The organism is Bradyrhizobium sp. 153, from assembly GCF_023073835.1.
GTDB lineage: Bacteria > Pseudomonadota > Alphaproteobacteria > Rhizobiales > Xanthobacteraceae > Bradyrhizobium.
In genome coordinates this window covers 211,003-233,264 of sequence record NZ_JADPKH010000074.1, presented here as the reverse complement: position 1 = coordinate 233,264, position 22,262 = coordinate 211,003, and the positions used below count along the sequence as shown (strand labels likewise).

The 22,262-nt window shown below is 64.9% G+C and carries 21 protein-coding genes; 12 read left to right on the top strand and 9 right to left on the bottom strand.

The window, feature by feature from the left end; translation table 11 throughout:
- Window positions 1-14 precede the first annotated feature (14 nt).
- Window positions 15-653 (bottom strand): PQQ-binding-like beta-propeller repeat protein, encoded by a 639-nt coding sequence (locus tag IVA91_RS17765; protein ID WP_247449837.1) that lies wholly within the window; start codon window positions 651-653, stop codon window positions 15-17.
- Between the two features lie 29 nt (window positions 654-682).
- Window positions 683-1,903 (bottom strand): helix-turn-helix domain-containing protein, encoded by a 1,221-nt coding sequence (locus tag IVA91_RS17760; RefSeq protein ID WP_247278435.1) that lies wholly within the window; start codon window positions 1,901-1,903, stop codon window positions 683-685.
- 150 nt (window positions 1,904-2,053) lie between these two features.
- Between IVA91_RS17760 and IVA91_RS17755 the strand changes: the two genes are divergently transcribed.
- Window positions 2,054-2,848, top strand: a complete 795-nt coding sequence (locus IVA91_RS17755) for a DUF899 domain-containing protein (protein WP_247449839.1) — start codon at window positions 2,054-2,056, stop codon at window positions 2,846-2,848.
- Complete coding sequence (locus IVA91_RS17750; RefSeq protein WP_247278437.1) at window positions 2,845-3,123, top strand: hypothetical protein; 279 nt, start codon at window positions 2,845-2,847, stop codon at window positions 3,121-3,123. Before IVA91_RS17755 ends, IVA91_RS17750 begins: the two co-directional genes overlap by 4 nt.
- A 348-nt stretch (window positions 3,124-3,471) precedes the next feature.
- Here the strand turns inward: IVA91_RS17750 and IVA91_RS37150 are convergent, their stop codons facing one another.
- The 3 genes from IVA91_RS37150 to IVA91_RS17735 all read right to left on the bottom strand — a co-directional run bounded on the left by IVA91_RS37150 (window position 3,472) and on the right by IVA91_RS17735 (window position 5,077).
- Entirely contained in the window at window positions 3,472-3,576 is a 105-nt protein-coding gene (locus IVA91_RS37150) for a hypothetical protein (RefSeq protein WP_346015506.1), read from the bottom strand.
- Window positions 3,577-3,834: 258 nt separating this feature from the next.
- Window positions 3,835-4,260, bottom strand: coding sequence for a c-type cytochrome (locus tag IVA91_RS17740; protein ID WP_247278438.1), 426 nt, complete (start codon window positions 4,258-4,260; stop codon window positions 3,835-3,837).
- A 100-nt stretch (window positions 4,261-4,360) separates the two neighbouring features.
- A complete protein-coding gene (locus IVA91_RS17735; protein ID WP_247278439.1) occupies window positions 4,361-5,077 on the bottom strand; it encodes a L,D-transpeptidase in 717 nt (238 codons plus the stop codon).
- A gap of 273 nt (window positions 5,078-5,350) precedes the next feature.
- Here IVA91_RS17735 and IVA91_RS17730 point away from each other — a divergent pair, with 273 nt between their 5' ends.
- The 3 genes from IVA91_RS17730 (at window position 5,351) to IVA91_RS17720 (ending at window position 8,027) form a co-directional block, all read left to right on the top strand.
- On the top strand, window positions 5,351-6,403 hold the full coding sequence (locus tag IVA91_RS17730) for a glycosyltransferase family 1 protein (protein ID WP_247278440.1): 1,053 nt from the start codon (window positions 5,351-5,353) through the stop codon (window positions 6,401-6,403).
- Between the two features lie 33 nt (window positions 6,404-6,436).
- Window positions 6,437-7,126, top strand: a complete 690-nt coding sequence (locus IVA91_RS17725) for a methyltransferase domain-containing protein (protein ID WP_247278441.1) — start codon at window positions 6,437-6,439, stop codon at window positions 7,124-7,126.
- A gap of 241 nt (window positions 7,127-7,367) precedes the next feature.
- Window positions 7,368-8,027 carry a hypothetical protein gene (locus IVA91_RS17720; protein ID WP_247278442.1) on the top strand — a complete coding sequence of 220 codons (660 nt, stop codon included), beginning with the start codon at window positions 7,368-7,370 and terminating at the stop codon, window positions 8,025-8,027.
- 197 nt (window positions 8,028-8,224) lie between these two features.
- On the opposite strand, the gene IVA91_RS17715 is transcribed toward IVA91_RS17720, so the two are convergent.
- On the bottom strand, window positions 8,225-9,889 hold the full coding sequence (locus IVA91_RS17715; protein WP_247278443.1) for an aminotransferase class III-fold pyridoxal phosphate-dependent enzyme: 1,665 nt from the start codon (window positions 9,887-9,889) through the stop codon (window positions 8,225-8,227).
- Window positions 9,890-9,924: 35 nt separating this feature from the next.
- On the opposite strand from IVA91_RS17715, the gene asd reads away from it, so the two are divergent.
- A complete protein-coding gene (gene asd, locus IVA91_RS17710) occupies window positions 9,925-10,788 on the top strand; it encodes an archaetidylserine decarboxylase (protein ID WP_247278444.1) in 864 nt (287 codons plus the stop codon).
- A gap of 58 nt (window positions 10,789-10,846) precedes the next feature.
- On the top strand, window positions 10,847-11,404 hold the full coding sequence (locus IVA91_RS17705) for an NUDIX hydrolase (protein ID WP_247278445.1): 558 nt from the start codon (window positions 10,847-10,849) through the stop codon (window positions 11,402-11,404).
- Between the two features lie 163 nt (window positions 11,405-11,567).
- Here IVA91_RS17705 and IVA91_RS17700 read toward each other — a convergent pair whose 3' ends face one another.
- Window positions 11,568-12,344 carry a DUF2147 domain-containing protein gene (locus IVA91_RS17700; RefSeq protein WP_247278446.1) on the bottom strand — a complete coding sequence of 259 codons (777 nt, stop codon included), beginning with the start codon at window positions 12,342-12,344 and terminating at the stop codon, window positions 11,568-11,570.
- A gap of 455 nt (window positions 12,345-12,799) precedes the next feature.
- Between IVA91_RS17700 and IVA91_RS17695 the strand changes: the two genes are divergently transcribed.
- A complete protein-coding gene (locus tag IVA91_RS17695; protein ID WP_247278447.1) occupies window positions 12,800-14,011 on the top strand; it encodes an extensin family protein in 1,212 nt (403 codons plus the stop codon).
- A 49-nt stretch (window positions 14,012-14,060) separates the two neighbouring features.
- Here IVA91_RS17695 and IVA91_RS17690 read toward each other — a convergent pair whose 3' ends face one another.
- Entirely contained in the window at window positions 14,061-14,396 is a 336-nt protein-coding gene (locus IVA91_RS17690) for a DUF6665 family protein (protein WP_247278448.1), read from the bottom strand.
- A gap of 55 nt (window positions 14,397-14,451) precedes the next feature.
- On the bottom strand, window positions 14,452-15,087 hold the full coding sequence (locus IVA91_RS17685) for a TetR/AcrR family transcriptional regulator (RefSeq protein ID WP_247278449.1): 636 nt from the start codon (window positions 15,085-15,087) through the stop codon (window positions 14,452-14,454).
- Window positions 15,088-15,279: 192 nt separating this feature from the next.
- On the opposite strand from IVA91_RS17685, the gene IVA91_RS17680 reads away from it, so the two are divergent.
- From IVA91_RS17680 to IVA91_RS17665, 4 genes are all read left to right on the top strand, one after another.
- Window positions 15,280-16,596 (top strand): HlyD family secretion protein, encoded by a 1,317-nt coding sequence (locus IVA91_RS17680; RefSeq protein ID WP_247278450.1) that lies wholly within the window; start codon window positions 15,280-15,282, stop codon window positions 16,594-16,596.
- Between the two features lie 212 nt (window positions 16,597-16,808).
- Window positions 16,809-18,395, top strand: coding sequence for a DHA2 family efflux MFS transporter permease subunit (locus tag IVA91_RS17675; protein WP_247420351.1), 1,587 nt, complete (start codon window positions 16,809-16,811; stop codon window positions 18,393-18,395).
- A 589-nt stretch (window positions 18,396-18,984) separates the two neighbouring features.
- Window positions 18,985-20,784, top strand: coding sequence for an ABC transporter ATP-binding protein (locus IVA91_RS17670; RefSeq protein WP_247459039.1), 1,800 nt, complete (start codon window positions 18,985-18,987; stop codon window positions 20,782-20,784).
- A 53-nt stretch (window positions 20,785-20,837) separates the two neighbouring features.
- A complete protein-coding gene (locus IVA91_RS17665; RefSeq protein WP_247459038.1) occupies window positions 20,838-22,244 on the top strand; it encodes an MATE family efflux transporter in 1,407 nt (468 codons plus the stop codon).
- The last annotated feature ends 18 nt before the right edge of the window (window positions 22,245-22,262 follow it).

The following is a 22,262-nucleotide window of genomic DNA, read 5'->3' as shown; positions in this document are numbered from 1 at the left end:
TCGTTATCGCGAGGCTAGCTGCGTCGGGGACGGCGGATCGCCCTCACATTGCCGCGACCGCCACCGCCGCAGAAGAAGCGATCGCCGCCGTCCGACTCCAAACCTGAGACCATCGTCCCGGCGGGCAGGTCGAGCTGCTCGAGAACCTTGCCCGTATCGGGGTCGATCCGCCGCACGTCACTTTCTTCGTTCTCCCAGGTGCCATGCCAGAGCTCGCCATCGACCCAGGTCACGCCGGTCACGAAGCGCTTGCTCTCGATGGTGCGGAGGACCTTTCCCGTTTCGGGATCGACCTGATGAATCTTGCGCTCGCGATATTGCCCGACCCAGAGCGAACCTTCGGCCCAGGCCAATCCGGAATCGCCACCGCCGCCGGGCGCCGGAATGGTGCTGAGCACCCTGCCGGTGGCGGCGTCGATCTTCTGGATGCGATCTTCGGCGATCTGGAACAGGTGCCGGCCGTCGAACGCCGTTCCCGCATGCGCGGCGACATCGATGGAGCGTGCAATCTTGCCGTCGGCCGGATCGACCGCGTTCAGCTTGTCGCCGGACGCGAACCAGACATGTTTGCCGTCATAGGTGACGCCATGCACGGCTTCGACGCCCGCGAAAGGCCCATACTCCTTGATGATCTCGGCGGCTGTACGCTTCATGTGCTCGATCCCTGTGATGTGACCTCACCCTACGTCTTCAGGAGCGGCGTGGGGAGTAACAAGCCTGTCGGGAAACCCGGGACGGGCGGGGTCATCCAACGCTTCGCCCGGCCATGTCCGAAGGACTGCACCTTGTGTGATCGTGCCAGATCGTCGAGGGCCCGCTGCACGGTGCGGGCGCTCGTTCCGAGCGCCAGCGCGAGCGCCGAGCTCGACCAGGGCTCGCCGTCGGACAGGAAGGCGAGCACTGCGGCGTGCTTCTCCTCGACCGGACGCGCCAGCACAAGAACCTGTCGCGTTTTGCGCGGTGTCAGCGCAAAGCCGTGTTTGGTCGCGCTCACATCGGCAAGAGGCTTGAGCTTGGCGCGGAGCCGACCGATCTCGACCCGTAGCCGGGCGCGATGCGATTCATCGACGTGCCTAGCGCGAAACGCGGCGGTCATCAGAGCCTCTCGGGACACGTCCGCGGGCCACGCCTGCGCCAGGGGGCGGGCGAGCGCGAACAGCACCGGCCGCGTTCCCAGCGACACGACGATGCCTCCTTTGCGAACGGTGTGATGGAACGTGTCCACGACGAGCGCTTGAGACGCCGCCAGCGCTTCGACCTGTCCGAGCAACAACGGATGCTCCTTGCCGCGTGCGATCAGGCGCGCCGCGGGCGTGTCGAGCACGAGGTTCGTGCCTTCGACTTCGGCCGTCAGCGCTGGAATCCCAGCCGACCGTGCCGCGTCGGCGGCGCGGTCGAGCGCCGCGCGCGCAACTTTGGTTTTGAGCCGCCGGATTGCGATGCCGGCGACCACGAGTTCACGGATGACCTGAGACGCAGGCGGAAGAGCGCCTGCGCCGAGCTCCGCCAGCGTGCGCTCGGCCTCGTCGAGGCGCCCGAGCAGAAGAAGGCGGCGGGCCTCGATGTGACCGGCATGGGCGGCATTGGCGAGATCGCCGTGCCTTGCGAGTGTCGCGCGCGCCGCTGCGAGCGTCTTCGCCGGCCAGCTCAGGTCGCGCGAGACCAGCGCGATCTCGGCCTCGGCCACGACGCACCTTGCGCGCGCCACCGCCTCTCTCGGACCGAAGGCGCGTGCGGCGCTCCGCAGCAGCGTCTTGGCCTTGGCGAAATCGCCGAGCTGCGCCATCGCGATGCCGCGCAGCGCCAGCGACGGTGCGTCGTTGCGCAGCGCAACGCGGTTCAGCGCACCGAGCGGATCGCCCGCCTCGAGCGCGCGCGCCGCGGCCGTGATCAGCGACTCCATTCTAATCCCGCCACACTTGTTACTCCCACTCCGCAACCGCGAGATGCCAGAAACAGTTTACGACCGACGATGTGCGGTGAAGGGCCAGGGGTTCCGCGTCTGTCATAACGCGATGCGGAATGATCGCCCAGGCAAGAGGTTTGGAGAGCCATGATGACATCAGTTGAGAACGCAGGGACGAACGCACATTCCGCCATGCAAACACCGCCTGTGGTGTCGCCGCAGGACTGGGAGGCAGCCCGTCAGCAACTGCTCGTAAAGGAAAAAGCGCATACCCGTGCCCGCGATGCCCTGGCCGCCGAGCGGCGGCGCATGCCCTGGATGGCGGTGGACAAAACCTATGCGTTCGAGGGCCCCGGCGGCAAGCTCAGTCTAATTGACCTATTCCAGGGCCGGCGGCAATTGATCGTCTACCGTGCCTTCTTCGAGCCGGGGGTGTTCGGCTGGCCCGACCATGCGTGCCGGGGCTGCTCCATGGTTGCCGACCAGGTCGCCCATGTCGCGCACCTCAATGCCCGCGACACCACCCTTGTCTTCGCCTCGCGCGCGCCGCAGGCCGATATCGCGCGGCTGAAGCAGCGGATGGGCTGGATCATGCCCTGGGTCACCATCACTGACAGCTTCGATGCTGATTTCGGCGTTGACGAATGGCACGGGACCAACGTGTTCTACCGTGACGGCGACCGCGTCTTCCGCACCTATTTCGTCAAGAGCCGGGGCGATGAGCAGATGGGCGGTACCTGGAACTATCTCGACATCACGCCGCTCGGCCGCCAGGAGGTCTGGGAGGATTCGCCGAAAGGCTATCCGCAGACCCCGACCTACAAATGGTGGAATTGGCACGACAGCTACACGGAAGGTGCAGCACCCGACGAGAAGTGGGTCGAGATCTCGACCGCCGGCGAGAAGGCTTTTCGCGAGGAGGCTGCGGGAGAACGGAAATGACCGCTGCCGCAAGCGCGGCCGCCAGCGTCAACCGCGACAGCGTCGCGGCCGCGCGTCACCTCGCCCGATGGCTGGGGCTGGCGGCCACGCCGACCTTCGCGATCATGGCCTTGCTGACCGCCGCGCTCGGCGGCGGTGCGGCGGACATGCTCTGCTCCGCGGGACAAGGATCCGTGCTCGTTGGCATGCTTCCGATGTATCTGTTGATGAGCGCGTTTCATTCCGCGGCGTGGCTGAGATTGATTGCGGAGCGAAGGCGCGGCGGCGAGCGGTAACGCACCGCCCGGTGTGAACGCCTCGTCCTTCGAGACGCGCGCAAGCGCGCTCCTCAGGATGAGGCTAATCGGCATCGGGCCCGTTGAAACTGCTGCCACACCTGCGCCCTCATCCTGAGGATGAGGCTAATCGGCATCAGAGTCGGGGCTAGAGCGCTGCCGCGAACTCCGCTCCTCATCCTGAGGGCCCGCCGCAGGCGGGCGTCTCGAAGGATGATGTGATCCGCGCTTCGCCAACTCATGCAGCTCGGCGAGGTCGCCGCGCATGAAGGCTTCTTTCTTGGCGCGGCTCCATTTCTTGAGCTTGCGTTCGCATTCGATCGCCTCGGTGATGCGATCGAACCATTGTCAGAAGACCAGCGTCACGGGCCGACGCGCCTTTGTATAGCCTTCGAACGTGCCGGCGTTGTGCTGCGCGACCCTGATGTCGAGCGCGGTGCGCGTTGTGCCGATGTAGTAACTGCCATCGGCGCATCTGAGAATGTAGAGGTACGCCTTCGGTCATCGTGAACGCCTCGTCCTTCGAGACGCGCGCAAGGGCGCGCTCCTCAGGATGAGGCTAACGGGCATCTGCAGTTTGGTGCAAGGGTTCCGTATGGATTGGCGGCCGCGTAGTCCGACCTCATCCTGAGGAGCCCGCCGCAGGCGGCGTCTCGAAGGATAGCCACGATCACCGACACCAAGCAAAAATGACGCGCTTAGCCTAGGTCGTTACTGCGAAGCTGCCTGCAGATACGCAACCACCTTGGCCGCCTCCTCCGCCGAGATGCCGCCATAGGGCTGCATCTTGTGGCCGGACACGACCTCGTCCGGCTTGACCATGAAGCGGGTGAGCTTGTCTTGGTCCCAGATGAAGCCGGCTTCCTTCATCGACGACGAGTAATTGTAGTTCGGCAGCGCGCCGGCCTTGCGTCCGACGATCTTGTTAAGATTGGGACCGAGGCGATTGTCGCCCTCTTTCATGGAGTGGCAGGTGCGGCAGGAATTGTTGAAGGCCTGCTGGGCTGCGTCGTCGCTCGCCGGCTGCTGCGCGAGCGAGAGGGGCAGTGACAAGAACAACGTCAATGCCCCGGTGCCGATCGCGCGCAGCCATGCCCTTGACGAACGTTGCCGGCGTGCTTGCATCTGCGCCTCCATCAGGGATCGCGCTGCAGCAAGCGCGCTTCGGGATGTCGAGAGCAAACGAACACGGCGCCCGGTGGGTTCCGGGGCCGTTTGCGTCACAATGTCCTGTCGCTCAGCGCGTCGCAGCTCCAAGCTCGGCTCGCCGCTCCGTCATCGGCAGCACGATGACCTTGGTGCCGACATTGACGCGGGTGTAGAGGTCGGTGACGTCGTCATTGGTCATGCGGATGCAGCCGGACGAGACGTGCTTGCCAATGGTCTCGGGCGCGTTGGTGCCGTGAATGCGGTAGATGGTGCTGCCGAGATACATGGCGCGGGCCCCCAACGGATTGCCGGGGCCGCCGGCCATGTGGCGCGGCAGATAGGGCTGGCGGGCGATCATTTCCGGCGGCGGAGTCCAGGCCGGCCATTCGGCCTTCCGGCTCACCGATTGGATGCCGGACCAGGTGAAGCCGTCGCGGCCGACGCCGATGCCGTAGCGCAGCGCCTGGCCGTTGCCGAGCACGTAGTAGAGATAGGTGTTGGGCGTGTCGATGATGATCGTGCCTGGCGCCTCCCGCGTTGCGTAGGAAACGGTCTGGCGGCGGAAGCGGGCCGGCATCTCGACCGCGTCCTGATCCTCGGACGGCGCGGCCTGATAAGGCATCGTCTGGTAGGGCTGGTACGGCTGGAGCGGCTGCGGCGCCGTCATCGGCGGCAGCGGCTGGAAGAAGGGGAAGAGCTGCACCGGCGCAGCGTCGGCTGTACCTGCGAACGCGATTGCAGAGATCGCGACTGCACTGATCGCAACGGCGCGCGAATAGTTCTTGAACGTGTCCAGATTGATCATTGATCGCCCCTGTTTGCTCGGTGTTGTTGATCACCGCGGCACCGTTTCGGTGCTCCGTTGGGGTGATCACTAACGGCAAAACATTTCGGGACATTTGCGTGGAAAACCGAAAACGGCTTCGTGGCGGCAAGAATTGTTTCATGACAGTTTCGTGGCCGCGCGGGCCCGTTAACGAACAAAACAGAGCGCCGACACTTCTGTGACGTCATACGCCTGAAATATCCTTCGTTGATGGTCGGAAACCGAGAATCATCAAACTCTCGGGATTGTCCCATGCGGGTATTAATCGCGACCGACGCCTGGCATCCGCAGGTCAACGGCGTGGTGCGGACGCTGACCTCGCTGGCGAGCGCGGCCAAGGCCCTCGATGTCGAGATCGACTTCCTGACCCCGGACGGTTTTCCGTCATGGCCGCTGCCGACCTATCCGGGCCTGCGCATCGCGTTGCCGAGTTTCAGGGAAATCGCACGGCGGATCGAGAAGGCCGCTCCCGAGGCGCTGCACATCGCGACCGAAGGCCCGATCGGCTGGGCCGCGCGGGCCTATTGCCGGCGCAACCGGCTCGCCTTCACCACATCCTATACAACGCGCTTTCCCGAATATGTTTCGGTGCGGACCGGCATCCCCGCGAACATCGGTTATGCCGTGCTGCGCCACTTTCACGATGCCGCCGCGATGACCATGGTGGCGACGCCCTCGCTGCGGCAGGAGCTGTCTGAACGTGGCTTCAAGCGGCTCGGCTTCTGGACGCGCGGCGTCAACACCGAGCTGTTCCATCCCGACAGCCCAGCAGCTCTCGACCTGCCACGGCCGATCTTCATGACGATGGGCCGGGTCGCGGTGGAGAAGAATCTCGAAGCGTTCCTCGCGCTCGACCTGCCCGGCACCAAGGTCGTCGTCGGCGACGGCCCGCAGAAGCCTGCGCTGGAAAAGAAATATCCCGGCGCCGTCTTCCTCGGCGAGAAGAAGGCGGCGGATCTCACCGCGCACCTCGCCGCCGCCGACGTCTTCGTGTTTCCCAGCCTGACCGACACCTTCGGCGTGGTGCAGCTCGAGGCGCTCGCCTGCGGCACGCCGGTTGCGGCGTTCCCGGTGACGGGCCCCAAGGACGTCATCGCCGATCATCCGATCGGCGCGATCGACCATGATCTGCGCACCGCGTGCCTGCGCGCGCTCACGATGTCGCGCCAGACCTGCCGCAACTTCGCGCTGGAGCGTTCCTGGGAAAACAGCGCGCGCCAGTTCGTCGGCAATCTCACCTCACTTCAGCCCAGCCGCACCTTGCGCGCCTCGCCTCGCATGGCGCGGCGGCCGGTGCGCGGTTGATCGTCCATTTGAACCACAGCGAGAACCTCATCGATGGCTAAGATCATGAACCTTGACGGCACGCAGCAGCTCGACCTCACCCGCGGCACGGTCGAGCAGGCCTATGACCGCTGGGCGCCGGTCTACGACCTCGTGTTCGGCGGCGTCTTCGCCAAGGGCCGGCAGGCGGCGATCGCGGCCACCAACAAGATCGGCGGGCGGGTGCTCGAGGTCGGCGTCGGCACCGGCATCTCGCTGCCGCTCTACGCGCCGAACTTGCGCATCTTCGGCACCGACATCTCGGAGGCGATGCTCGATAAGGCGCGCCGCCGCGTGAGCGAGCAGAAGCTGAAGAACGTCGAGGGCCTCGCGGTGATGGACGCCGAGAAGCTCGAATTCCCCGACAACTCCTTCGACGTCGTCATGGCGCAATACGTCGTCACCGCCGTGCCCAATCCGGAGAAGGCGCTCGACGAATTCGTCCGCGTGCTGCGCCCGGGCGGCGAGCTGATCATCCTCACCCGCGTCAGCGCCGATACCGGCATGCGCCGCTTCATCGAGCAGAAGCTGCAGCCAGTGGTGCGTCCGCTCGGCTTCCGCACCGCCGAGTTCGCCTGGTCGCGCTATGCGAAGTGGCTGGCCGGCGCACGCGGCATCGAGCTCGCCGAGCGCCGTCTGATTCCGCCGCTCGGCCACTTCTCGCTGGTGCGCTTCCGGAAGGTCGACGTCGCCAAGGCGGCGTAGCATTGCTGTTGCCCCTCATGGTGAGGAGGCGCAAGCGCCGTCTCGGACCATGAAGTCCCGCCTGCTGCAGACGGGCCTCGCCCCTTCGAGACGCTTGCTAGGCAAGCGCCTCAGGGTGAGGGGAGAGAGTGACCGTGCGTCATCGCGCCGCTGCACATCGTCACATGACAAGATGATGATGTCACACGGCCTACATCGAATCCGTTTAAATCCCGTACCCGAAAGCATCTTGGGGAAGAGCATGATCAAGAATTATCTCGAGCAGCTGCGCATCCAGCGCTGGGACGACCATCGCTACTATCACCACAGCCGCATCAATCAGAGCCTGCACTTCGTCAGCGCGCTGAGCTTTCTCTTTGCCTATGTCTGGCTGTTCATCGACCCCGTAGTGTCCGCGCTGGTCGGCTGGCTGGTCTCGATGACCTCGCGCCAGGCCGGTCACTTCTTCTTCGAGCCGCACGGTTACGACCACATCAACCAGGCGACGCACGAGCACAAGGAAGAGATCAAGGTCGGCTACAACCTTCAGCGCAAGGTGGTGCTGATGGCGATCTGGGCGCTCTCGCCGCTGGTGCTGTTCGTCGATCCCACGCTGTTCGGCCTGTTCACGCCCTGGGCGAGCGCGGCCGACTTCATGCGGCAGGTCGCGAAGATCTGGCTCGTGGTCGGTGGCGGCGGTCTGTTGTTCCGTACCGTGCACCTGTTCTTCATCCGCGACGTCGAGACCGGTCTCGTCTGGATGACCAAGATCCTGACCGATCCGTTCCATGATTTGATGCTCTATCGCAAGGCTCCGCTCGCGCTGATGCGTGGCGAGCTGATGGACCCCGGCCTGCACCTCAACCCCGAGCACACGCTGGGCCTCATCGGCGAGCCGACGCTCGAAGAGCAGCACGCCTGAGCGCGCTGCGCATATCCAATACTCTGATGTCTGATGCTTGCGTCATGCCCGGGCTCGTCCCGGGCATCCACGTCTTGGGGGCGTCTTCGCCTCTTCCCGCGTGCGGGGGACGGTCCGCAGGACCGAACCGGGAATCCCAGGATTCGGGGTTCGATGCTGCGCATGGAATGACGGTGGTTATGTGGAAAGAATCGGCCTCAACGCCCGAACCGCGTGGCCAGCATCTCTTTCAGGATCTGCCGCTTGATGCTCTTGTTGGTGAGCGCGCCGTCGTGCCACCAGAAACCGTCGGCCTTCATCTTTTCGGCCGCGCGGACGAAGCGCTCGGCGACCTCGGTGAAATCGGCGTCGGTGTAGTTGAGGCTGAAGATCAGCCGTCCGGTGCCGACCCAGCTCAGCGCCAGGCCCTCGGCGCGCAGATAATATTGCAGCATCCAGTTGTAGCGGGACGGGGTGGTGTATTTCACTGTCCAGATCGAGGAGAAGTTGGCGAACCGCACCGGCAGGTCGGCATCGGTCATCATGTGGTTGAGCTTCTGGACGCGGCCGTTCCAGGTCGCCTCCAGCCCGTCATAGACGGCGCGGAAATTGGGGCTGGCGAGGCGGCTCAAGAACTCGTCCATCGCCATCATGACGTAGGGATGCGAGTTGAAGGTGCCGCGGGCGAAGCAGATGTCGGCGGGACGGTCGTCGCGGAAGCGGCGCATCAATTCGCGTCTGCCGCAGACGACGCCGACCGGCAGGCCGCCGGCGAGGCTCTTGCCGTAAGTCACCATGTCGGCGCGCACGCCGAAATATTCCTGGGCTCCCCCGGCGGCGAGACGGAAGCCGACGAACACCTCGTCGAAGATCAGCACGATGCCGCGTTGGTCGCAGACCTCGCGCAGCTTCTTGAGCCACTCGGTGTACGCCGCGCGGTCGAAATTGCCGCCACGGGAGGAATCGACCAGCGAGGAATCGCCGGGGGCATTGGCGTTCGGATGCAGGCCCTGCAGCGGGTTGACCAGCACGCAGGCGATGTCCTTGCGGGTCCGCAGCACGTGCAGGGTCTTCTCCGACATCTCGGCGAGGGTGTAGGTCTCGTGCGCGGGAATCGGATTGCCGACGCCGGGCTGCACGTCGCCCCACCAGCCGTGATAGGCGCCGGCGAAGCGGACGAGATGCGTGCGCTTGGTGTGGTAGCGCGCGAGCCGCACCGCCTGCATCACGGCTTCGGTGCCGGACATGTGGAACGAGACCTCGTCGAGGCCCGAGATTCGGCAGAGCCGCTGCACGTTGTCGAGGATGACGGGATGGTAGGGGCCGAGCACGGGGCCGAGCGCGTGCGCGCGCTTCTCGGCGCCCTCGATGCAGTCCTTGTAGAAGTCGTTGCCGAAGATGTTGACGCCGTAGGAGCCGGTGAGGTCGTAGAAGCTGTTGCCGTCGACATCCGTGACGGTGACGCCGCGCGAGGATTCCATGAAGGTCGAGGTGCCCAGATGCTCGCGGACCAGTCGCGAGAATTGGAACGGCACGCGGTAGCTCTCGGTGAAGTTCAGATCGGAGATCCTCTCCGCGGCCTCCTTCGTCATCGCGCGTCCCCTGGGATAGCGCTCGGCGTAGAGGCCGGCGAGGCGGAAGAAGCCCTCCTTGCGCTGAGCCGCGATGTTCGCCGGCGCGCCATCGCAGGAGAAGTAGTCGTCGTTTCCGAACTCGTAGAACGGGATCAGCCGCGCCACGCGGCGCGACATCTTGGAATGCCCGGAGAGCGAGCGGTGCTTGGCGCGGGAGAGCTCGATGCGCGCCTTGAGCTTCGGGAAGGCGGCGGCAGCGGACGCTGCGGCGGCCACGGACATCGAGAGAATCGGGAGTGTCGTTTCCATGACAACAAGCGCTAACCCCGCGAGCTGACAGATTCATGACAGTCAAAGCCCTCATCGCCTCTTTCACCCAGCAGGAAGACCTCAACTTCTTGTTGACCAACCGCATCCCGCGCGCGGCCCTGACCCGCTTCATGGGCTGGTTCTCCAAGATCGAGAACCCGTTTGTGCGGGACTTCTCGATCGCGCTGTGGAAGCTGTTCTCCGACCTCGACCTGTCGGAGGCGCGCAAGGCCCATTTCAAGAGTCTGCATGACTGCTTCACCCGGGAGCTCAAGCCGGGTCTGCGGCCGTTCGATCCGGACCCGGCGGTGGTCGCGAGCCCCTCCGACGGCATTGTTGGCGCCCATGGCCGGATCGTCGACACCGAACTGTTTCAGGTCAAAGGCGCGCCCTATTCGCTGCTCGATCTCGTCGGCGATTCCGCTCTGGTCGACCAGCACCGCAATGGAAGCTTCGTCACGCTGCGGCTGACCTCGAGCATGTATCACCGTTTCCACGCGCCTTATGATGCGCATATCGAGCGCGTCACGCTGATCCATGGCGACGTCTGGAACGTTAACCCCATCGCGCTGAAGCGCGTCGAGCGGCTGTTCTGCAAGAACGAGCGCGCGGTCATTCGCACGCATTTGCCGACCGGCGAGGCGGTGACGCTGGTGCCGGTCGCCGCCATCCTGGTCGCGAGCATCCGCCTGCACTTTCTCGACATGGTGCTGAACGGGCAGACCCGTGGCCCCGTCAATTTTCCCTGCGACGTCAACGTGATTAAAGGCGAGGAGCTCGGCTGGTTCGAGCACGGCTCGACCATCATCATCCTGGCGCCCGGCGATTTCACGTTCTGCGACGGCATCACGGAGGGCACGCGCATCCGCGCCGGTCAAGCGCTGCTGAAGAGAGAGTAGCCTTCAATCCGCCGCGCCCGCCGCCTATATCGTCCGCGGGGACAACTGGATGTGAGTGATGGCGCGGGTGCCGGTGATGGCGGCGGGTGGTATCGTGCTGCGGCGAGGTTCGACGCCGCTGATCGCCGTGGTGCGCCAGCGCAAGCGCAACGAATGGGTCTTGCCCAAGGGTAAGCTCGACGACGGCGAGACGCCGAAGGAGGCCGCGCATCGCGAGGTGCTAGAAGAGACCGGGCACGAGATCGCGGTGCACGAATTTCTGGGCACGCTGGGCTATCAATCGGGCGGGCGCACCAAGGTCGTGCATTTCTGGCGTATGGAGGCCGATGGCGGGCCGGTCCGCAAACCGATGAACGACATCAAGGCGGTGGACTGGCTGACGTTGGACGACGCAATCGCGCGGCTGTCGCGCGAATATGAGCGCGCGTTCCTGGCACAGATCGGTCCGATTGCGCTCGCCGCTGCCGGTGTTGCGCCTTCGCCCGAGCCGACGGCGCCGGCCGATCATATCGATGCGGCCTTGCAGACACTGACACCAGCCGAAGCCGCCTCGGTCGACGAATTGCGGCACGGCCTGTTGCAGAAGGTGAGGGCGTGGCTGCGCGGCGAGGCGTGAGCGCGCCGCACGCTGGTCGAGACGGCATCCGCAAGTTAGTGCGGTCGCGAGTAACGCCAGCTCCTTGCGACAGCGGGAATCCGCCTTGAAGCTGGATGCTGCCCGGCTGTACGCCGCAAGCAGCTAAGCTGGCATTGCGCAATCGAGGATGACACCTTCGGTGTCAGCTCACGCGCTTCCAGGTCTGGCCGCCGCAGAACATGCCGCCGAAGGCGCAGCCCTGCACGCGCATTGCATTCGGACCTTTCATCGCGATGGTCGAGTCGTAATTGCGGCCAGAGTTGGGATCGTGGATGCGGCCGCTCCACTTCGAGCCGTCGGGCTTCATGTTGATCAGGATGCGCTCGTTGGTCTTCACGGCATAACCGCAGAGATTGGCGCCGCACTGCTCGACACGGACATTGCCTTTGTTCTCCTCGGTCGCCCACACGCCGATCGGCGAGTTTGGTGCCGGCACGGCCGCCGCGGCAACCGGAGCCGAGGCCGGCGCGGGAGCAGCAGCAACGGGAGCGGGTGCGGCGACGGGAGCAGGCGCCGCAACAGGTGCAGGCTGCGTGGTGTCGAGGCCGGCGGACGGGGTGCCGGGAGCCGTCGGGTCCGTTGCGGCGGGCGCAGCTGCCTGGACCGGCGCCTGTGGCACTGGCTGCTGCTGCACCGGAGCCGGCGCGGGCTGCGCATTCGTGGTCGCCGGAGCCGGCGTGGTGTCGACGTCATCATCCTTGGAGCCGCCCAGGCCCTTGAGGTTGATGTTGTTCAGCTTGATCGGCTTGTCCGACAGGCCCGGCGCCACGATGGTCACGCAATTGAGCGAGGTACAATTGCGCGGCGTCTCGATGCGGATGTGCTGGCCTTCGATCTGGAACGAGATCGAATTGCCGGCATGCGCGGCGGCGGTCGAAGCAAGGAAGAGCGCCGTGGCGGCGATGGTGAGCTTGTTCATGATAACCTCCGTGTCCCCGTATGGACTGATGTCGCTGGTGGACTGAGCGTAGTTCGACCCTACGCCCCGGCTGTCCCTTCTTCCGTGATGGACATCACTACATCTGGCCGTCGCCTGCGTGAGCCGGCGCACATTCGGCTATCTTGGCCTAATGTCGGTAACGATCCATGAGATGGAGCGCGGCCCTATATGATGCCGAGCACGATGGCGCCGACGAAGGCCATGGCGAGGTACGCGGTGATAATGCTTAGTCTGCCGGCGAACGTCATGAGATCGCTCCCGCTGTCGCGCCGCGTTGCGCGAGCTTTATGGTTAACAGAGAGTCTCCTTCCGAAAAAGTCAGTCGTCCTGTCGCTCAGTCTGGCAGCATTTCGGCGCACGCGGGCCGGCATGGTTAAAGAAGGCTGAAACGACACGTTGAAGAGTCTTTAAGTAAATTCACCGAACGTGCGTTCATGACGCGCGGAGTTCGTTTGTATCTCGTCGGCTCCTTCGTCCTTGTTTCGCTTGCGGGTTGCGGACGCGGCTTCTTCCAGGCCGAACGCGAACCGTGGCGGGCCGAGGCGGAAGCGGCGTGCCTGAAATCGGGAGCGGTCAAGGAGAGTGCGGACATCGTCCGCATCGATCCGATCTCCGGCCCTGGCCAATGTGGCGCCGAATTTCCGCTGAAGGTCGCCGCCATCGGCGAAGCCTCCAGCAGCTATGGCTTTGCCGACGAGGAGCTGCGTCCGCCGGTGAGCATCGGCAACCAGCCGCGCTGGCCGGTCACGCAGCCGCGATCGAACTATCCGCAGAGCCAGAATTATCCGGCACCCTCCCACCCGCCGCGATCGAACTATCCGGAGAGCGCACTGCAGCAGCCTTCCGGCTATGGCACTTCAACCGGACCGATGTCGCTGAACGCGCCCGGCGTGGTGCCGCAGGAAGACGAGATCGATCTGCCGCCCGAGGGCACCGATGCCGCGGGGGCCGCGCGCTACATGAACGCGCCGAGCTATCCGGCGCGGCCGGCCGGTGCGGCACCCTACGGGCAACCGCCCGCGCAGCAGCCGCTGCCGCGTCTTGGCCCGGCGCAGGGCAATCCCGTTACCGCCGTTGGTCCCGTTGCGATCAAGCCGACCGCGACGCTGGCCTGTCCGATCGTGTCCGAGCTCGACCGCTGGCTCGCCGACACCGTGCAGCCCTCGGCCATGCGCTGGTTCGGCGTCCGCGTCGCCGAGATCAAGCAGATCTCCGCCTATTCCTGCCGTGGCATGAACGGCAACTCGCGCGCCCACATTTCCGAGCACGCCTTCGGCAATGCGCTCGATATTTCCGCCTTCGTGCTCGCCGACGGCCGCCGCGTCACTGTGAAGGACGGCTGGCGCGGCATGCCGGAAGAGCAGGGATTTTTGCGCGACGTGCAGTCCGGTGCCTGCGCGCATTTCACGACGGTGCTCGCGCCCGGCTCCAACGTCTATCATTACGATCACATCCACGTCGATCTGATGCGCCGCGCCAGCCGTCGCCTGATCTGCCAGCCCGCCGCCGTCTCCGGCGATGAGGTCGCCGCGCGTGCGCAGTCACGCAGCCCCTATGCGAATGCACGCGATCCTTCCGTGACTGGTTCGCTCGGCCGCAAGAGCGCCGCGCACAAGCGCGAAGAAGACGAGTACGCCGACGATTGAGGCTTGCGCAAAACCCGTGGCTACGATGGGGTCGTAGCCCGCCAGCAAGTCATTTCGAGACCGGCTTCGACGGCGGGAGGCCCATGCACCGCTGCACCTCGCCAGGGACGTTGTAGGTTCGCATGATGTGGCGGCTGTCGCGAAGACCGGACGCCTCGCGTTGCACTACGAACATCCACAGCGCATGGCCGGCTTCATGCACCAGCCTACGTCTGGCCGGTTGCAGTGAGGCCGGTACCCCCGAGGCCGCGTGGGCGGCGTCGAACTCGCGCAAACGCGTGAGGCTCTGTTCCAGCGCGCGGCCCATTCGTCCAAGCGCCGAGGCCTGCTCCTGGACGATCTCATAATGGAGAATATCGACAGGGGGGCGAAGATCACGAGGCATGGACGCAAATATAACCGCCCGCGACGCGCCTGCGCAACGCGTAGCCCGCTTGCGGTTACTTCGCCCGATACGTCGCGAGGAACATCCGCGTCGCGCTATCGACGACTTCGGTCATGCGCTCTTGCGACGGTGCGGGAGCAGCCTGGAAGACGAACGGCAGGAACAGCGAGGCCTTGCACAGTTCCATGAATTGCGAGGCGGCAAGATCGCAATCGTCGATATCGAGATCGCCGGAAGCGACATGGGCTTTGAGATAATCGGACAACCGGTGGATGGTCTTGTCCAGCACCCGCGCATAGTAACGGCGGCCGACGTCGGGCATGCGCTCGGCGATTGCCATCACGGTGCGGATTGCCGATCCGCCGCCGGGCCGGCAGAGTAAATGGATATAGGCCTGGCCGAAATCCTTTAGCGTGGTCTCGGCATCGCGCGCGGGATCGAAATTGAACACGACCTGGCCGTGCTGGAGCGCCTCCTCTTCGAGAATGGCTTCGAACAGCGCGGATTTGTCGGCGAAATAGACGTAGAGCGTGCCCTTGGAAACCTGTGCCGCGCGCGCGATCTCGCCCATGCTGGCGCCGTCGAAACCGAGAGCCATGAACACTTTGCGAGCACCGTCCAGGATTTGACGTCGCTTGGAGCTGTCCTCCTCCGGGACGATGTGAAGACGTTCGCTGGCAGCTACAACCATTGGTTTAGGGTCTCGGAAGGTTTTTGGATCCGCGTCTGGGGCTATGAAACCCGAATAAAGGATTCGGGCTATTAAGATGACACCGGGAATATTATGTAGATTGACCGAACCGTTCGGTCAAGGTATTTAGGACGAGCGAAAAAGGGGCGTGCCGTGGCGGCCATCCCTGCTCGCGCTTTTGGGGAGGCCTTTATGGCCGTATCGAGAGACCAGGCTGCGCGCGTCCTTCGCCAGGAAGCGGTGGAGACGACGCCGGAGCAGGTGAGCGGTGACGCTGCGCCCGAGAAATCCGCCGTCCTGGCTGAGAAATTGCGCTCTCATGTGGTCGAGGAAAACGAGCACCGCAGCGTCGAGGTGGCCGAGAAGCCCGCGACCGACAGGGCTGCCCCTGCCCATAGCGCTGCTGCCGCCGCGCCCAAATCCGGCAAACGCAAATTCGTCCTGATGGGGGTTGGCTTGCTGCTGGCGCTCGCGGTCGCGAGCTATGCCGGTTACTACACGCTGGTCGGCCGCTTCTACATCTCCACCGACGATGCCTATGTCCGTGCCAACAACACCATGCTCGGTGCGCGCGTCGCCGGTCACATCTCCGCGGTCCTGGCCGGCGACAACTCGCCGGTGCGCGCGGGCGACGTCGTCTTCCGCATCGACGACGGCGACTACAAGATCGCAGTCGATGCCGCCGCGACCAAGATCGCGACCCAGCAGGCCACGATTGACCGCATCAGCCGTCAGGTCGCAGCACTCGATAGCCAGGTCGCGCAAGCAAAGGCGCAGCTCGTCTCGGCTGAAGCGGGCCTCAAGCGTGCCGATCTCGACTATGAGCGCCAGCAGGCGCTGAGCAGCAAGGGCTTTGCCTCGCGCGCCACCTTCGAGAGCTCGGAAGCCGGACGCGACCAGGGCGCGGCCGCGGTCAAGGCCGCGCAGGCCGCCTACGACGTCGCGGTCAGCAATGTCGACGTCGCCAAGGCGCAGCAGGCCGAGGCGCAGGCGCAGCTCGCCGAGCTCAAGACCACGCTCGCCAAGGCTGAGCGCGATCTCGGATTCACCGCGGTGCGCGCGCCGGTCAACGGCACGTTCTCGAATCGCCTGGTCAATACGGGCGACTTCGTCGCGGTCGGCCAGCGCCTCGGCAACATCGTGCCGCTCGACGACGTTTATATCGACGCCAATTTCAAGGAAACGCAACTCAAGCGCATTCGCCCCGGCCAGCCGGTGACGATCAAGGTCGATGCCTATGGCATGCGCAAGTTCTCCGGCGTCGTCGATAGCATCGCGGCGGGCGCGGGCTCGGTGTTCACGCTGCTGCCGCCTGACAATGCCACCGGCAACTTCACCAAGATCGTGCAGCGCGTGCCGGTGCGCATCCGCGTGCCGAAATCGGTGGCGAAGCAGAACCTGCTCCGCGCCGGTATGTCGGTCTACGCGACCGTCGACACCAACAAGGGTGCCGCCGACGCCGACAGCGAGGTCGATCTCGACGATCCCATCGCGGTTCACCCGCAGTAGTGCCGGTAGGCGAATCATGTTCAAGACGAGCGCCGCTTCGTCCTTCACCTCTCCCGAAGGGAGAGGTCGGATCGCATCGCAAGATGCGATCCGGGTGAGGGCTTACGCTCTCTCGTGGGAGCTGCGGCCCCTCACCCGATTTGCTGCGCAAATCGACCTCTCCCCGATGGGGAGAGGTGGACCGCGCACTCTCGCGCGAGCCGGGTAAGAGAATGGCCGACACCACCACTGCTTCACCTGCCATGATGGCGGCCCCGGCTTCCGAGCGGATCGCGCCGAAGCGGCTGTTTGCCTTCATCATCATGGTGTTCGGGATGTTCATGTCGATCCTGGACATCCAGATCGTCTCGGCCTCCTTGAGTGAGATTCAGGCCGGATTGTCGGCGAGCTCCAGCGAAGTCTCCTGGGTCCAGACCGCCTATCTGATAGCCGAGGTCATCGCCATTCCGCTCTCGGGATTCCTGTCGCGCGCCTTTGGCACGCGGCTGTTGTTCGCGATCTCGGCGGCCGGCTTCACCGCCTCGAGCCTGCTCTGCGGCTTTGCCAGCACCATCGAGGAGATGATCCTTTGGCGCGCGCTCCAGGGATTCCTCGGCGCCGGCATGATCCCGACGGTATTCGCCTCGGCCTATACCGTGTTTCCGCGCTCGAAATTCCACATCGTCGGCCCCATCATCGGGCTTGTTGCGACCCTCGCACCCACGATCGGGCCGACGGTCGGCGGCTACATCACCGACGCGATGTCCTGGCACTGGCTGTTCTACATCAACGTTCTGCCTGGCATCGGCATCACCGTCGGCGTGCTGGCGCTGGTCGATTTCGACGAGCCGCATCTCGAACTGCTCGACCGCTTCGACTGGTGGGGCCTGTTGTTCATGGCCGGCTTTCTCGGCACGCTCGAATATGTGCTGGAGGAGGGGCCGCAATATGAATGGATGCAGGACACCTCGGTCGCGATCTGCGCCTGGATCTGTGCAATCTCGGGAATCGCCTTCTTCTGGCGCGTCTTCACCGCGGCCGAGCCGATCGTGAACTTGCGCACCTTCTCGGACCGCAATTTCGCCGTCGGCTGCACGCTGCAGTTCTGCATCGGGATCGGGCTCTATGGCCTGACCTATATCTATCCGCGCTATCTCGCCGAAGTGCGCGGCTACAGCGCGTTGATGATCGGCGACACCATGTTCGTCTCCGGCATCACCATGTTCCTGGTCGCGCCGCTGGTCGGCCGGCTCATGGCGAAGGTCGACATGCGCTACATGATCGCGTTCGGTCTTGTCGTGTTCGCGCTCGGCTCCTACCAGATGACCTGGATGACGCGAGACTATGATTTCTATGAACTACTGGTGCCGCAGATCCTGCGCGGCATCGGCATGATGTTCGCGATGGTGCCGACCAACAACGTCGCCCTCGGTACGCTGGCACCCGAGAAGGTGAAGAACGCGAGCGGCGTGTTCAACCTGATGCGCAATCTCGGCGGCGCGCTCGGCCTCGCCGTCATCAACACCGTACTCAACGATCGCACCGACCTCCACATCACCCGCCTCCAGGAGCGCGTGACGTGGGGCAATGCGACCGCGACCGAAACGCTGACCATGTTCATGCAGAAGTTTCAGGGGCTTGGCGATGCCACGCTGATGGCCATGAAGCAGCTCTCCCAGCTGGTTCATCGCCAGGCCGTGGTGATGAGCTTTGGCGACGCCTTCTTCGTGCTGACGCTGTTCTATCTCGCGCTCAGCCTCCTGGTCGCGCTGCTGAAGAAGCCGCCTTCGCCGTTTGGTGCCGGCGGCGACGCGCATTGACGCAACTCCGCGTGTTCGGTGTCATCGCCGGCTTGCCGTCTTCGCTGAAGCTTCGCCGGCCCAACACCGAATGCCCGGCGAAGCCGTTGGCGGAGCCGGGACCGGACGATCCAGTATTCCAGAGGCAGGCGGTTGCAGAGCTCGCTCTCGCACCACATTCGCCGCGGCGTACTGGATGCCCCGTCAAGCCGGGGCATGACGGCGAAGATTGGGGTGGCAGCGCGCAACCAGCGATGCGGACGGCGTCGCGTACCAAATTGCAACACTCGTGCGTGATCTCGCGCGAGCCCCGTTGCAAAGCGCTTGCGACACATCTATAAAGCGCACCTCATTCAATCGAGCCGGGAGGGATTTGCATGACTTCGACGCATTCGCAGATCGCACGCCCGCGCTCGATGTTCTGGCTCGGTATGTGCTTGGCCTCGTAGAGGCCCTTTCCGCCAGCTTCGATTGGGCCAAGGTTTCGACCAAGCGCCCCGATCGCTCCGCTTCCCAAGTCAAAGTCAGTTTTGAGTGACGCCGTCTCGGCCCTCGTGGCCGGTCTGTGTCCATCGATGGAGCCGGCCCGCGCGTGCGGCCGGATGATGTCATGACCGCTCTGTCTAAAAAGCCCGCCGCAATTCGCGTGGTGCTGCCCTTCGTGTTCCGCCACTGGCTGAAGCAGCCGGGGCGCGGCCTCGTTGTGGCCGGCGGCGTCTTGGGCGCGACTCTCGCCGACCTGTTCATGCCGGTGTTCTCAGGGCATCTGGTCGATGCGCTGACGCGCGGCCCGTCCGACCCGGACGCGCGCCACGCGGCGCTCACGGCGTTCGGCGCCATCGTGGCGCTGGGCGCGGCCTCGATGGTGTTGCGGCTCGTCGGCCTCCAGGCGATCGTGCCGTTCACGCTGACGACCATGTCCGACGTCGCGCAGGACGCGTTCACGCGCGTGCAGCGCTTCTCGACCGACTGGCACGCGAACTCCTTTGCCGGCTCCACGGTGCGCAAGATCACCCGCGGCATGTGGGCGCTCGACCTGCTCAACGACACCATTCTGCTCGCGCTTCTGCCTTCGCTGGTCGTGCTGATCGGGTCGATGGTCCTGCTCGGCGTGCACTGGGCCTCGCTCGGCCTGGTGATCGCGCTCGGGGCGGTCGTCTACGTCACCATCACGGTGGTGTTCTCGACCCGCTACATCGCGCCGGCAGCCCGCGTCTCCAATGCCTGGGACACCAAGGTCGGAGGCACGCGGGCGGACGCGCTGACCTGCAACGCCGTGGTGAAGTCGTTCGGTGCCGAAGCGCGCGAGGATGCGCGGCTCGCGCGCGTCATCAACCGTTGGCGCGTGCGCGTGCGGCGGACCTGGTTTCGCTACAATTACACGGCGATGTCGCAGCTTTCCTTGCTGCTGTGCCTGCGCGCCTCCGTGATCGGCGGCTCGGTGCTGCTGTGGATGTCAGGTCATGCCTCGCCCGGCGACGTCACGTATGTGCTGACGAGCTATTACGTCATCCACGCTTATTTGCGCGACGTCGGCATGCACATAAACAATCTCCAGCGCTCGGTCAACGACATGGACGAGCTGGTGGCGATCCACGACGAGCCGATCGGCATTGCGGATGCTTCCGATGCGCGTCCGATCGCGATCGAGGGCGGCGAGATCGTGTTCGACGACGTCACGTTCCATTATGGCGGCCACCGCGCGCCGCTCTATGACGGGCTGTCGGTGACGATCCGCGCCGGCGAGCGTGTCGGCCTCGTCGGCCGCTCCGGCTCCGGCAAGACGACCTTCGTCAAGCTGGTGCAGCGGCTTTACGACGTCACCAGTGGCTGCGTGCTGATCGACGGGCAGGACATCGCGCGCGCCACGCAGCAATCGCTGCGCAGCCAGATCGCGATCGTGCAGCAGGAGCCGATCCTGTTCCACCGCTCGCTCGCCGAAAACATCGCCTATGGCCGGCCGGGCGCCAGCCTGGAGGCGATCGAGCAGGCGGCGCGGCTTGCGAACGCGCACGACTTCATTCTGCGCCTGCCCAAGGGCTACGGCACGCTGGTCGGCGAGCGCGGCGTGAAGTTGTCGGGCGGCGAGCGGCAGCGCGTGGCGCTGGCGCGCGCCTTCCTGGCGGATGCGCCGGTGCTGATCCTGGACGAGGCGACCTCGAGCCTCGATTCGGAGTCGGAGGCGCTGATCCAAGAGGCGATGGAGCGGCTGATGAAAGGCCGCACCTCGATCGTGATTGCGCACCGGCTGTCCACCGTGAAGAGCCTCGATCGCATCCTGGTGTTCGATCGCGGCGAGATTGTCGAGCAGGGCACGCATGCCGTGCTCGCGGGCAAGCGAGGGGGCATCTATCGCGGCCTGTTCGAACGGCAGGTGGTGGAGCTCGGACGTATCGCAGCAGCGGAATGAGGCGCGCGGCGGCGGGGCGAAGTCCCGACGCCACGCCGCCGGAGGTGAATGACATGAAAGACCTGACGAACGGCCCCATCGTGAGACACATCCTGGCCATGGCACCGCCGATCATGGTGGGCATGATCACGATTATGGTCTGCCAGCTGGTCGATCTCTACTTCGTCTCGGGATTGGGCGATGCTGCCGTCGCGGGTGTCGCCACGGCCGGCAATGCCGGATTTCTCGTCAACGCGTTGATGCAGGTGCTCGGCGTCGGCACGGTGGCGCTGATCGCGCACGCCGTGGGACGCAAGGATCGGCAGGATGCCAATCTGATCTTCAACCAGGCGATCGCGCTGTCGGTGCTGTTCGGCCTGCTGACCCTGGCCGCGGGCGCAGCTTTGTCGCGTCTCTACATGCGTTCGATCGCCGCGGATCAGCCCACGATCGAGGCGGGGACCATCTATCTATTGTGGTTCATGCCCGCGCTCGCGCTGCAGTTTGCCACTCAGGTGATGGCGTCTGCGCTGCGCGCGACCGGCATTGTCCGTCCCGCCATGCTGGTGCAGGCGCTCGCGGTGGTCATCAACATCGCGCTGGCGCCGGTGCTGATCGCAGGCTGGGGCACGGGCTATCCGCTCGGCGTTGCCGGCGCCGGGCTGGCGAGCTCGATCGCGGTAGCGATCGGCGTTCTGATGCTGCTCGCGTACTTCCGCCAGGTCGAGCGCTACGTCGCGTTCAACGCGGCGCAGTGGCGCCCGCAGCCGCGCCATTTGAAGCGCATTCTCAATGTCGGTCTGCCGGCCGGCGGCGAGTTCGCGATGATGTTCATCTTCATGGCCGTGGTCTATTACGTGCTGCGCGATTTCGGTGCGGCGGCGCAGGCGGGATTCGGCATCGGGCAGCGGGTGCTCGGCCTGATCCAGATGCCGGCGCTTGCGGTCGCACTCGCGGCCGGGCCGATCGCCGGCCAGAACGTCGGCGCCGCAAACGGCGCGCGCGTGCGGGAGACCTTCGTCAAGGCGGCGCTAATCACCACAGCCGTGATGATCGGCTTCATGATCCTTGCGCAAGCGAAGCCGGAGTTGCTGCTCGCCGGATTCTCCAACGACCGGGAGACGATGGAGATCGCCTTCCTGTTCCTGCGGATCATCTCGCTCAACATGGTGGCGCAGGGCCTGATCTTCACCTGCTCGAGCATGTTCCAGGGCCTCGGCAATACCAAGCCGGTGCTCTTGAGCTCGGCGACGCGCGTGTTCACCTATTCCTTGCCGGCAATCTGGCTGTCAACGCGGCCCGGCTTCCGCATGGAGCACGTGTGGTACTTGTCGATCGCAGCGACGACGCTCCAGGCTGCGCTGAGCTTGTGGTTGTTACGCCGCGAGTTCGAAAGGCGCCTGGCGCCGCTCCGGCAGGTCGGGGCTCCTGGGCAGGTCGAAGCTGACTCTCTTGCACCTCCCGCGCGTGCGCCTGCGTAGCGGCAGTCACCTCCCCAG

What these genes read in the sequence shown, in the direction of transcription:
- IVA91_RS17765 (WP_247449837.1), bottom strand. Translation starts at nt 653, where the DNA reads ATGAAGCGTACAGCCGCCGAGATCATCAAGGAGTATGGGCCTTTCGCG.
- IVA91_RS17760 (WP_247278435.1), bottom strand. Translation starts at nt 1,903, where the DNA reads ATGGAGTCGCTGATCACGGCCGCGGCGCGCGCGCTCGAGGCGGGCGAT.
- IVA91_RS17755 (WP_247449839.1), top strand. Translation starts at nt 2,054, where the DNA reads ATGATGACATCAGTTGAGAACGCAGGGACGAACGCACATTCCGCCATG.
- IVA91_RS17750 (WP_247278437.1), top strand. Translation starts at nt 2,845, where the DNA reads ATGACCGCTGCCGCAAGCGCGGCCGCCAGCGTCAACCGCGACAGCGTC.
- IVA91_RS17740 (WP_247278438.1), bottom strand. Translation starts at nt 4,260, where the DNA reads ATGGAGGCGCAGATGCAAGCACGCCGGCAACGTTCGTCAAGGGCATGG.
- IVA91_RS17735 (WP_247278439.1), bottom strand. Translation starts at nt 5,077, where the DNA reads ATGATCAATCTGGACACGTTCAAGAACTATTCGCGCGCCGTTGCGATC.
- IVA91_RS17730 (WP_247278440.1), top strand. Translation starts at nt 5,351, where the DNA reads ATGCGGGTATTAATCGCGACCGACGCCTGGCATCCGCAGGTCAACGGC.
- IVA91_RS17725 (WP_247278441.1), top strand. Translation starts at nt 6,437, where the DNA reads ATGGCTAAGATCATGAACCTTGACGGCACGCAGCAGCTCGACCTCACC.
- IVA91_RS17720 (WP_247278442.1), top strand. Translation starts at nt 7,368, where the DNA reads ATGATCAAGAATTATCTCGAGCAGCTGCGCATCCAGCGCTGGGACGAC.
- IVA91_RS17715 (WP_247278443.1), bottom strand. Translation starts at nt 9,889, where the DNA reads ATGGAAACGACACTCCCGATTCTCTCGATGTCCGTGGCCGCCGCAGCG.
- asd (WP_247278444.1), top strand. Translation starts at nt 9,925, where the DNA reads ATGACAGTCAAAGCCCTCATCGCCTCTTTCACCCAGCAGGAAGACCTC.
- IVA91_RS17705 (WP_247278445.1), top strand. Translation starts at nt 10,847, where the DNA reads ATGGCGCGGGTGCCGGTGATGGCGGCGGGTGGTATCGTGCTGCGGCGA.
- IVA91_RS17700 (WP_247278446.1), bottom strand. Translation starts at nt 12,344, where the DNA reads ATGAACAAGCTCACCATCGCCGCCACGGCGCTCTTCCTTGCTTCGACC.
- IVA91_RS17695 (WP_247278447.1), top strand. Translation starts at nt 12,800, where the DNA reads ATGACGCGCGGAGTTCGTTTGTATCTCGTCGGCTCCTTCGTCCTTGTT.
- IVA91_RS17690 (WP_247278448.1), bottom strand. Translation starts at nt 14,396, where the DNA reads ATGCCTCGTGATCTTCGCCCCCCTGTCGATATTCTCCATTATGAGATC.
- IVA91_RS17685 (WP_247278449.1), bottom strand. Translation starts at nt 15,087, where the DNA reads ATGGTTGTAGCTGCCAGCGAACGTCTTCACATCGTCCCGGAGGAGGAC.
- IVA91_RS17680 (WP_247278450.1), top strand. Translation starts at nt 15,280, where the DNA reads ATGGCCGTATCGAGAGACCAGGCTGCGCGCGTCCTTCGCCAGGAAGCG.
- IVA91_RS17675 (WP_247420351.1), top strand. Translation starts at nt 16,809, where the DNA reads ATGGCCGACACCACCACTGCTTCACCTGCCATGATGGCGGCCCCGGCT.
- IVA91_RS17670 (WP_247459039.1), top strand. Translation starts at nt 18,985, where the DNA reads ATGACCGCTCTGTCTAAAAAGCCCGCCGCAATTCGCGTGGTGCTGCCC.
- IVA91_RS17665 (WP_247459038.1), top strand. Translation starts at nt 20,838, where the DNA reads ATGAAAGACCTGACGAACGGCCCCATCGTGAGACACATCCTGGCCATG.